A 7,349-nucleotide genomic window follows, 5' to 3' on the forward strand; every position below is an offset into this window, starting at 1 on the left:
AAAATTGTGACCAAAGCTCCTAAAGCTTTTGGGGCTTTGTTGGCTGCAGGCTTAAGCTTTAGTCTCACTATACAGGCGTTTGCGAACATGGCCGTTGCGGTTGGGCTGGGTCCTGTCACAGGTGTTCCGCTGCCCTTGGTCAGTATGGGAGGAACATCACTGTTATTTACAAGTATAGCATTTGGGATCATATTAAGCGTGAGTAAAGATGTGGAAGAACATGACAACAATAAAAAAATAATCATTGGTGAAATACCGGCAATGGCATAATTAAGAAAATAATGGAACCAACAAGGATAATAATTTCAGGTGGAGGGACAGGCGGACATATATTTCCGGCCATATCCATTGCTAATGCGCTCAGACGCATCGAGCCTGGATGTGATATTTTATTTGTTGGGGCAACCGGCAGAATGGAAATGGAAAAAGTTCCGGCCGCCGGTTATAAAATCGTCGGGTTAAATATCAGCGGAATCCAAAGAGGTTCTATAGCCAAAAACCTGACTCTTCCGTTTAAGATGCTTGGCAGCCTTAGGAAAGCCATGCAGCTTATTGATGATTTCAAACCTGAGGTTGTTGTCGGCGTGGGTGGATATGCTTCTGCTCCCATGTTATTTGCAGCCTCATTAAAGGGTATTCCTTATTTAATACAGGAACAAAACTCTTATGCTGGTATAACTAATAAATGGTTAGGAAAAAAGGCGGCAAAGGTTTGTGTTGCTTTTGATGGAATGCATGTTTTTTTTCCATCGGCTACTTTGCTGAAAACGGGAAATCCTGTAAGAAAGGATGTTGTTGACATCTTTAATAAGCATTATGCCGGAGCGGAGTTGCTTAAGCTTGATCCTCTTAAAAAAACAATATTGGTCACCGGCGGAAGTCTGGGTGCGGGCACATTGAATAAAAGCGTCGAAAAACATATTTCCAAATTGATTAGGGAAGATGTGCAGCTGGTGTGGCAGACAGGGAAATATTATTATAAAGGGATCATCGAAAGATTAGGCCCGAATTTTCATCCAAATGTTCGTATTCTGGAATTTTTGAATAAAATGGATATGGCTTATGCTGCTGCGGATGTGATCATTTCAAGGGCGGGTGCCGGAACAATCGCCGAACTTTGCATCATTAAAAAGCCGGTTATTTTGGTCCCTTCCCCGAATGTAGCGGAAGATCATCAAACCAAGAATGCATTGGCTTTAGTTAAAAACAATGCGGCAATTTTAATTACAGACCGTTCTGCTGAGGATGCACTTATTGTAGAGGCCCTGAATCTCTTAAGAGATGAAAATAGAAGCAAAACGCTTTCTGAAAATATTGGCAAAATGGCGCTTCCGGATGCTGACAGCATTATTGCAAAAGAGATTTTTAATTTAACCAGGAAGGAGGGCAGGGGATAATGGAATTGAAAAACATTCAAAGGGTTTATTTTATTGGAATAGGTGGTATTGGTATGAGTGCGATCGCCCGTTATTTCCTGAGCAGGAATTGCACAGTTTTCGGCTATGATAAAACGTGTACTAATCTGACAATTGCTTTGGAAGTGGAAGGGGTTTCCGTTACTTATGATGATGACGGGACGACAATACCCGCTGATTTCCTTCTTAACAGTAATAAAAATCTGATCGTTTATACTCCAGCTATCCCTGGAAATTCTGAAATCATAGGTTGTTTTAAAGAAAACGGCATTAAAATGTGGAAGCGGTCTGAAGTTCTGGGTATTATCAGTAAAGGACAATTCTGTATCGCAGTAGCCGGAACGCATGGGAAAACTACAACTTCAAGTATCATTGCTCATATCCTGACTGATACGGGATATGGATGTACCGCATTTTTAGGTGGAATAGCCACTAATTATAATAGTAATTTTTTGATTGGTGATAATAATGTTGTTGTAGTCGAAGCCGATGAATATGATCGTTCTTTTTTAACTTTACACCCGGATATCGCGGTGATCACGTCAATGGATGCGGATCATTTGGATATTTATGGTGATGCTGCCCAGCTCAATGAGTCATTTCGTTTGTTTGCGTCGCAATTAAAGTCCGATGGAACATTATTCGTTAAAGAAGGTTTGCCTATTGATGGTATAAATTATAGCGCAGGAGGTAATTCGCCTGTTAGAGGTGATAATATCAGGATTGAGGGCTCAAACTTTTTATTTGACTACGCTGATGATAAAGTGAATATCGACGGTATACAACTGATGTTGCCGGGGAGGCATAATGTTGAAAATACAGTGGCAGCTATAGCTGTTGCCGTTGGAATAGGAATAGACAGTGATAAAATAAAACAAGCTATCTCTAATTTTAAAGGAGTCAAAAGAAGATTTGAATATATTGTAAAAACGGATCAGCATATATATATAGATGATTACGCGCACCACCCTAAAGAACTGGAGGCATGTTTTCATGCGGTGAGACAGTTGTACCCGGGCAGGAAGCTAACCGTGATTTTTCAACCGCATTTATTCTCAAGAACAAAGGATTTTGCAGATGAATTTGCTGCAGTATTGGGTACAGTGGATGAGCTGATGCTTCTGGAAATTTACCCTGCCCGCGAATTGCCATTACCGGGTGTCGACGCACAATTTCTGCTGGGTAAGATCAAATTGGAAAAGAAAGAGATTTTTGAAAAAGAGGCAGTGCTTGAAAAGATACTGCTGAACAAACCCGCCTTACTTTTGACTGTTGGGGCTGGAGATATTGATACATTGATACAACCACTTAAAACTTTGTTGACAGATGCTTAAAAGGATTAATTGGAAACTGGTATTTAAATGTTTTGGCTGGGTGGTCTGTCTGGCCGGTCTTGTTGCGCTCATGAGTTTCATAGGCATCAAAAAGAAAAATATCTTGTGTACTGATGTTAAAGTACTCATTCCAGGAGCCGATAATTTTATAGAAAGAGAAGAAATTGATGCCATTTTAAAGCAAGGCCAGGGATCATTAATAGGGCGGCGTTTAAATGATATAAATTTTGAGAAAATAGAAAGAACTATTAAAAGCAATCCTTTTATTGCTTTTGCTAAAGTTTATGCGGATATGGACGGAGCCGTTCATATTGAAATTCAGCAGCGGCAGCCAATTTTAAGGGTAGTCAATGCAAATGATCAGGATTTCTATATTGATATGAACGGTTTGAAAATGCCTGTGTCGTCCAATTTTACAGCGAATGTTCTGGTGGCTAACGGCAAGATACTGGAACATTTTAGCGGCAAGGTTGACACATTGATAACTGGAATCGCAAAAGATCTGTATAAGACGGCATTTTACATTAAACAAGACACTTTGTGGGAAGCGCAGATCGAGCAGGTGTTTGTAAATGATAAGAATGATATAGAATTGATCCCCAGGGTAGGAAATCAGCGGATCATATTAGGTAATGCTGATTCCCTTGATGTTAAGATGAGGAATTTGCTTGCTTTTTATAAACAGGCGATGCCTAAAGTTGGATGGGACACTTACAAAACAATAAATATCAAATACACCAATCAAATTGTCTGCGAGAAGGCCAGGGTAGATACGCTGTCCTCGGGTGTTAAAAAAGAGATGCCTGTAAAGGACAGCAATGAAACAAAGGAAATAGGACAGGATTCTCTGACTAACGGGATATCTGGAAAAACAAATAATAATAAACTCAACAAATCAATATAATCATGGGCAAAGAAAAATTAACCACTCAGTCTCCAATAGTTGTAGGATTGGACATTGGTACCACCAAAATTTGTGTGATTGTGGGCCGCAGAACACAGCATGGGAAAATAGAAGTATTGGGCATTGGTAAAGCTGAATCTGCCGGTGTAACAAGGGGTGTAGTATCCAACATTCAAAAAACGGTTCAGGGAATTTCACAGGCAGTAGAACTTGCCAGTGGACAATCCAACGTTGAAATCCGCGTTGTTAATGTAGGAATTGCCGGACAGCATATCAAAAGCTTGCAGCATAGAGGCATTTTGACCAGAAGAGAATTAAATAATGAGATTGGCAAAAAAGACATTGACAAATTAATAGATGATATGTTTAAACTGGTAATGCCCCCCGGTGAAGAGATCATCCATGTTTTGCCGCAGGAATTTACAATAGACAACGAGCCGGGCATTAAAGATCCGATAGGTATGGCCGGTGTTCGTTTAGAAGCCAACTTCCATATCATTTCAGGTCAGGTGACCGCTGTTAAAAATATCATGAGATGTGTAACCAATGCCGGGTTACAAACTCAGGAATTGATACTTGAACCTCTGGCTTCTTCTGAATCGGTGTTGAGTGACGAAGAAAAAGAAGCTGGAGTAGCTTTGGTTGATATAGGGGGTGGTACAACAGATATAGCAATATTTCATGAGGGAATCATTCGTCATACTGCAGTAATTCCTTTCGGTGGCAATAGTGTTACCGAGGACATCAGGGAAGGTTGTTCGGTAATGAGGAATCAGGCGGAGCTGTTAAAGACCCGGTTTGGGTCTGCCCTTGCTGAAGAGAATAAAGAAAATGAAATCATTTGTGTACCTGGTTTAAGAGGACGTGAACCTAAGGAGATCTCCGTAAAAAACCTTGCTTATGTGATTCAGGCTCGCATGGAAGAAATCATTGAGCATGTATATTATGAGATCAAATCCTCAGGGTATGAAAAGAAATTGATTGGCGGGGTAGTGATCACCGGCGGGGGTGCCTTGTTAAAACACCTCTCTCAATTGGTAGAATATGTTACAGGATTAGATTGCCGTGTAGGATATCCAAATGAGCATTTATCTAAGTACGATGAGATGCCTAAAACAGTTTATGACGATCTGAAAAGTCCAATGTACGCAACTAGTGTTGGTCTGTTGATCAAGGGGATTCAGAAAGCGGAGGAATTGCTTGAAGAGATGAAACAGCCGGGTGTTTTTGTAGAACGGCCTAAAGATAAAGAAAAATCAAAGCGGTCAGGAGGCGGCTTGTTTGATAAGCTCTTAGCTAAAACTAAGGATTTCATCAAAGATGACATGAATGTAAGCGATGAAGATTATATAAAACCTTAATATTTTTCAACAAATTATGATTTTTCCACATTATTAACATTTGTGGAAAACGCCTGTTAAAAATTCTTAATATTACATAGAGAGATGAACAGGTAAAACGAATTTTTAAATAACTGATTCATAAAGATATGCAGTTCGAAATGTTAAAAGATAAGTCATCAATCATCAAGGTAATTGGTGTTGGTGGCGGTGGTGGTAATGCGGTGAACCATATGTACCGTCAGGGAATTACAGGTGTCGATTTCATCATCTGTAATACAGATGCCCAGGCTCTGGAGTCAAGTCCAATACCTAATAAAGTGCAGCTGGGAGCCAGTTTAACTGAAGGGATGGGTGCAGGATCAATTCCCGAGGTAGGCAAGAATTCAGCGATCGAGAATATTGACGATATTAAACAAATGCTGGGCAGCACTACCAAGATGCTGTTCATAACGGCCGGAATGGGTGGTGGTACCGGAACAGGTGCCAGTCCGATTATCGCTAAAGCTGCTAAAGAACTTGATATACTTACTGTTGCTATAATTACAACGCCTTTTGCCTTTGAAGGTAAGAGACGTAAGATGCAGGCAAATGATGGTCTGGAGGAACTAAAGAAGTATGTGGATTCCTATCTTGTCATTTCTAATGACAGATTGCGTGAGATCTTTGGTAACCTGACTTTGGGTTCCGCATTTGCGCAGGCAGACGATATATTGACCACTGCCGCCAAAGGAATAGCAGAAATCATAACTGTACCGGGCTATATCAATGTTGATTTTAAAGATGTGCGTACGGTGATGAAAGAAAGCGGAGTTTCCATAATGGGCAGTTTCGCATGTGAGGGCGAAAGCAGAGCTTTAAATGCTGTTGAAGGGGCTTTGGCTTCACCTTTGTTAAAAGACAATGAAATTGAAGGCGCAAGATACATCCTGTTGAATATCAGTTCCGGACTGCGGGAAGTTACGATGGACGAGGTCACCATAATTACTGACTATATCCAGGACAAAGCGGGATTATCTGCTGATTTGATCTGGGGTAACTGCATTGATGAAAATCTCGGTGATAAATTATCAGTGACTATCATTGCTACCGGATTTCAGACTAAAGAGCAGCGTGAAGAGGATAAGAAAAATGTCAAAAAAATATCCCTGCTTACCCCTGAAGAGGCGCCCTTGATAAAACCTGTTGAGGCGGTCAATTCATTTATAGAACAAAAAGCTGAAGTTAATGCTCATGAGCCTGTTTTGAAAACTAAAGAGGAGACAAAACAATCAGACCTTTTTGGTGATCTTTTTAATGGGAATAAGAATAAATCCGGGCAGGGACCTGAGAATTCAGTAGTCAGGCATACGTTGGTAGAAGAGGAAGCTCCTGTTCAGGAAAGTAACCAGGAATCTGGATTTGAGTTTGAAATTAAGGTTGCTGAAACTGATTTTGTATTTGAAACACCGGCCGAAGTGTTTAATAATGATGCTGAGCCTCAGGCAGAAGATATCATCGAACCTGGTGCAGATGATGATAAAAGTGATGATTCAATAGAAGATCAGCTTAAAAAGTCCAAGGAAAGAATTTTAAGGTTAAAAGACCTTAGCATGAAATTAAGGACAAGCAATGGTTTACAGGAACTGGAAAATGAACCTGCTTACAAGCGTAAGCAAATGCAATTGCAGCAGGTTCAGCATTCTTCTGAGTCACAGGTATCAAGGTTTACTTTGAGCAACGATGAGGACGGATCTACAGAGATCAAACCGAATAATTCGTTTTTACATGATAATGTCGACTAATTTCAAATCAAAATAAAACTAAGGCCTTAGCAAAAAATTGCTAGGGCCTTAGTTTTATTTATCTTATTGAACTTTCTGTAGAAGAGGCAATTAACAACAATTGTTTATCCGTTCTATAAAACCTAAATTTGCAAAAAAATAAAAAAACTAAATACGTATAACATTGGATATTTTTGAAAAGATAGCGAAGCATATGGGCCCGATCGGGCAGCATCAGAAATGGTCTCACGGATATTTTTCATTTCCTAAACTAGAGGGTGATATTGCGCCTCACATGAATTTTCGGGGTAAAGAACATTTGGTATGGAGTTTAAACAATTATCTTGGATTGGCAAATCATCCTGAAGTTAGAAAGGCAGACCAGCAGGGTGCGGCAGATTTTGGAATGGCTTATCCTATGGGGGCCAGGATGATGTCTGGAAATTCGAAATACCATGAGCAGCTGGAGCAGCAACTTGCCGCATTTGTTGGCAAGCCTGATGCATTTCTTTTAAATTATGGATATCAGGGCATGGTTTCTATTATAGATAGCCTTGTGGATCGAAATGATGTAATTGTTTATGATGGTGAGT

7 protein-coding genes are annotated in these 7,349 nt (G+C 40.1%); all 7 read left to right on the forward strand.

Going from position 1 to position 7,349, the window contains the following annotated elements; all coding sequences use genetic code 11:
• Window positions 1–270: FtsW/RodA/SpoVE family cell cycle protein (locus tag VK541_RS20345; protein ID WP_324372296.1), on the forward strand; the 270-nt coding region annotated here is incomplete at its 5' end.
• A gap of 11 nt (window positions 271–281) precedes the next feature.
• Entirely contained in the window at window positions 282–1,397 is a 1,116-nt protein-coding gene (murG, locus tag VK541_RS20350) for an undecaprenyldiphospho-muramoylpentapeptide beta-N-acetylglucosaminyltransferase (protein WP_324372297.1), read from the forward strand.
• Window positions 1,397–2,749, forward strand: coding sequence for a UDP-N-acetylmuramate--L-alanine ligase (gene murC / locus VK541_RS20355; protein ID WP_324372299.1), 1,353 nt, complete (start codon window positions 1,397–1,399; stop codon window positions 2,747–2,749). Before murG ends, murC begins: the two co-directional genes overlap by 1 nt.
• The gene (locus tag VK541_RS20360) at window positions 2,742–3,653 is read left to right on the forward strand and encodes a cell division protein FtsQ (protein WP_324372300.1); all 912 of its coding nucleotides are present in this window, start codon (window positions 2,742–2,744) and stop codon (window positions 3,651–3,653) included. The genes murC and VK541_RS20360 overlap by 8 nt, the downstream gene beginning before the upstream one ends.
• 2 nt (window positions 3,654–3,655) lie before the next feature.
• Complete coding sequence (ftsA, locus tag VK541_RS20365) at window positions 3,656–5,014, forward strand: cell division protein FtsA (protein WP_285054820.1); 1,359 nt, start codon at window positions 3,656–3,658, stop codon at window positions 5,012–5,014.
• A gap of 128 nt (window positions 5,015–5,142) precedes the next feature.
• Entirely contained in the window at window positions 5,143–6,777 is a 1,635-nt protein-coding gene (ftsZ, locus tag VK541_RS20370) for a cell division protein FtsZ (RefSeq protein ID WP_324372301.1), read from the forward strand.
• A gap of 163 nt (window positions 6,778–6,940) precedes the next feature.
• Window positions 6,941–7,349: aminotransferase class I/II-fold pyridoxal phosphate-dependent enzyme (locus VK541_RS20375; protein ID WP_324372302.1), on the forward strand; the 409-nt coding region annotated here is incomplete at its 3' end.

It is taken from the genome of Pedobacter sp. (assembly GCF_035317785.1).
Lineage (GTDB): Bacteria > Bacteroidota > Bacteroidia > Sphingobacteriales > Sphingobacteriaceae > Pedobacter.

Bases quoted from the DNA above. Each gene is read 5' to 3' on its own strand.
- murG (WP_324372297.1), top strand. From the start codon at position 282: ATGGAACCAACAAGGATAATAATTTCAGGTGGAGGGACAGGCGGACAT.
- murC (WP_324372299.1), top strand. From the start codon at position 1,397: ATGGAATTGAAAAACATTCAAAGGGTTTATTTTATTGGAATAGGTGGT.
- VK541_RS20360 (WP_324372300.1), top strand. From the start codon at position 2,742: ATGCTTAAAAGGATTAATTGGAAACTGGTATTTAAATGTTTTGGCTGG.
- ftsA (WP_285054820.1), top strand. From the start codon at position 3,656: ATGGGCAAAGAAAAATTAACCACTCAGTCTCCAATAGTTGTAGGATTG.
- ftsZ (WP_324372301.1), top strand. From the start codon at position 5,143: ATGCAGTTCGAAATGTTAAAAGATAAGTCATCAATCATCAAGGTAATT.